Source organism: Lysobacter antibioticus HS124 (assembly GCF_000336385.2).
Taxonomy (GTDB): domain Bacteria; phylum Pseudomonadota; class Gammaproteobacteria; order Xanthomonadales; family Xanthomonadaceae; genus Lysobacter; species Lysobacter firmicutimachus.
Genome location: NZ_HG424525.1, coordinates 1 through 2,868, shown reverse-complemented (window position 1 = coordinate 2,868; position 2,868 = coordinate 1). Strand labels below are relative to the sequence as shown.

Sequence of the window (2,868 nt, the reverse complement as noted above, 5' to 3'; positions counted from 1 at the left end):
TCGCCTTGGACAAAGAAAGTGACCCGGCCGCTTGCGGACGGAAGCTTGGCTTTGAAGCTTTGAAGCTTCAGAGACCTGCGAATAACAGACGCCGCGAGATCGCTAGAGCGCGGTCGCGACTTGCGCCGCTCCTACAGGGGGCAAGACAAAGACGCGGCGAGCGGGCAAGATGGCGGTCGCGGCTTACGCCGCTCCTACAGGATGGCGACGGCTAGACCGGACCGATCTCGGCGGCGCGGGCGAGCAGCAGCTCGCGCTCGCGCGCGTTGCGGGTCAACGCCGCGGCACGCTCGAACTCGGCGCGCGCCTCCTCGCGCCGGCCGAGCTTGAGCAACAGGTCGCCGCGCACGCTCGGCAGCAGGTGGTACTGCTTCATCGCCGGCTCTTCGAGCAGGCTGTCGGCCAGTTGCAGACCGACCGCCGGCCCGAACGCCATCGACAACGCCACCGCGCGGTTGAGTTCGATCACCGGCGACGGCGTCAGCAAGGCCAGCCGCTGGTACAGCGCGGCGATGCGCGGCCACGGCGTGTCCTGCGCGGTCGGCGCGCGCGCATGGCAGGCGGCGATCGCCGCCTGCAGCGTGTACGGACCATTGCCGTCGGACAGGCGTGCCGCGCGCTCCAGCGCATCCAGGCCGCGCTGGATCTGGATTCGGTCCCAGCGCGTGCGGTCCTGTTCCAGCAGCAGGATCGGCTGCCCGTCCGGGCCGGTGCGCGCCTTGGCGCGCGAGGCCTGGATTTCCATCAGCGCGACCAGGCCATGGACCTCGGCCGCCCTGGGCATCAAACCGGCGAGGATGCGGCCCAGGCGCAAGGCGTCTTCGCACAATCCCGGCCGCATCCAGTCGTCGCCGGCGGTGGCCGAGTAGCCCTCGTTAAAGACCAGGTAGATCACCTCCAGCACCGATGCCAGACGCTGCTCCAGCTCCTCGCCGCGCGGCACTTCGAACGGCACCTGGGCGTCGGCCAGGGTGCGCTTGGCGCGGACGATGCGCTGGGCGATAGTCGGCTCGGCGGCGAGGAAGGCGCGCGCGATCTCGTCGGTGGTCAAACCGCCGAGCAGGCGCAGGGTCAGAGCGACGCGGGCCTCGGTCGACAGCACCGGATGGCAGGAGATGAACACCAGGCGCAGCAAGTCGTCGCCGATGTCGTCGTCGAGCCGGTCGAAGAACGCCTCTTCGATCTCGTCCTGGCCGGCTTCGATCTCGCGCCCGATCTCCTCGTGCTTGCGGTCGAGCAGTTTCTTGCGCCGCAGGCGGTCGATCGCGCGATGCTTGGCGGTCTGCATCAGCCAGGCGCCGGGATTGTCCGGCACGCCGGTCTCCGGCCAGCGCTCCAGCGCGGACACCAACGCGTCCTGGGCCAGTTCCTCGGCCAGGCCGACGTCGCGCACCATGCGGGTCAGGCCGGCGATGACCTTGGCCGACTCGATGCGCCAGACTGCGTCGATGGCGCGATGGGTCGCGCCGAGATGGGAAGAGGTGGCCGTCACGGCGACCGATCAGACCACCTCGCGTGCGTCCGCGCAAGCGCCGTTCGGCCCTTGCGGCTCAAGCCACGCAGGGCGCTTCGGCGCAGTTGATCATCCACGGTACGCCGAAGCGGTCGGCGACGATGCCGTAGCGCTGCGCCCAGAAGGTCTGTTGCAGCGGCATCTGCACGGTGCCGCCGTCGGCCAGCGCGGCGAAGATGCGTTCGGCTTCGGCGACGTCGCTCAGCCCCAGGGCCACATGCGCGCCGGTCACGCCGCGATAGGGATAGAGCGCCGTGGCGTCGGTGCCCATCAGCTCGAACCCGTCGAGCCGGTAGCAGGCGTGCATGACCTTGTTGCGCTCTTCCGGGCCGATCTCCTCGCAGCCGGGGTTGTCGGCGAAGGTCATCATCGCGACGACCTCGCCGCCGAGCGTGCGGGCGTAGAACTCGAAGGCTTCGCGGCAGTCGCCGTCGAACGAGAGATAGGTGCTCAGTTGCATGGTGGCGGGTTTCCGTAAAGGTGAGGGGCTGGGCGGTGGCAGGGCCGGCGCGGCGCCGTGCAGCAGGATCGACAGCAACGGCCGCATGCGCCGGCGGTTCAATGAGCGCGGGCGGCGCCGGCGTCGCGCGGACGCGGCTCGGGGCGTTGCGGCTCCGCGTCCGGTTCGGGCGCGAAATCGATCTGGTCGAACACGCGGCGAATCTCGATCTGCGAGCGCAGGCCGTCGGGGTTGGGCACGCGCTTGACCCATTCGATCGCTTCTTCCAGCGAACGCGCCTGGATCAGCCAGAAACCGGCCACCAATTGCTCGGTTTCGGGAAACGGACCGGCGACCACCCGACGCTCGGCGCCGTCGAAGTGCACGCGCGCGCCCTGCGCGCTGGGGCGCAGGCCCTCGGCGGCGAGCAACACCCCGGCGCGGACCAAGGCCTGGTTGTAGGCGTCCATCGCCTGCGACAGCGCCGGCTCCGGCTGCCGGCCCGATTCGCTGTCCGGGTCGGCCTTCACTATCAGCATGAATTTCATCGTCGTCTCCTGGCAGGCAGGGCCCGGAACCGGGCGCTTACAGGGACGACGAACGGGCAACGGCCGGATCGACAGACCGGCACGGAAAAAAATCGCGGCCCGTCGCACCGCGGGTGGACGGACCGCGAACAAGCGCGCCGACCTTGGGGGATCGGCGCGTGGAGGTCCACGCGAGCGCAGACGAAGCCCGGCCCATGCCGGCGCTTGTCGAACCGGAGCGCTCGCTTCGACCTTAATCGCTGCCGCCGGCAACGAACCGGACCGGTGTCCGGTAACGCAGCGCGCGCGTTTGCCGAAGTTGCCCGGTTGCCGGATCGCCGGCCGAAGACGCAACGCGTTGCTGTTGCTGTTGCCGTTGCCGTTGCCGT

At 69.6% G+C, this 2,868-nt stretch carries 3 protein-coding genes; all 3 read right to left on the bottom strand.

The window, feature by feature from the left end; genetic code table 11:
- Positions 1-211: 211 nt before the first annotated feature.
- The 3 genes from TX83_RS15210 to TX83_RS15200 all read right to left on the bottom strand — a co-directional run bounded on the left by TX83_RS15210 (position 212) and on the right by TX83_RS15200 (position 2,500).
- A complete protein-coding gene (locus tag TX83_RS15210; RefSeq protein ID WP_064748811.1) occupies positions 212-1,492 on the bottom strand; it encodes an RNA polymerase sigma factor in 1,281 nt (426 codons plus the stop codon).
- Between the two features lie 58 nt (positions 1,493-1,550).
- The gene (locus TX83_RS15205; protein ID WP_064748810.1) at positions 1,551-1,973 is read right to left on the bottom strand and encodes a VOC family protein; all 423 of its coding nucleotides are present in this window, start codon (positions 1,971-1,973) and stop codon (positions 1,551-1,553) included.
- Positions 1,974-2,071: 98 nt separating this feature from the next.
- Complete coding sequence (locus TX83_RS15200; protein WP_064748809.1) at positions 2,072-2,500, bottom strand: YciI family protein; 429 nt, start codon at positions 2,498-2,500, stop codon at positions 2,072-2,074.
- Between the last annotated feature and the right edge of the window lie 368 nt (positions 2,501-2,868).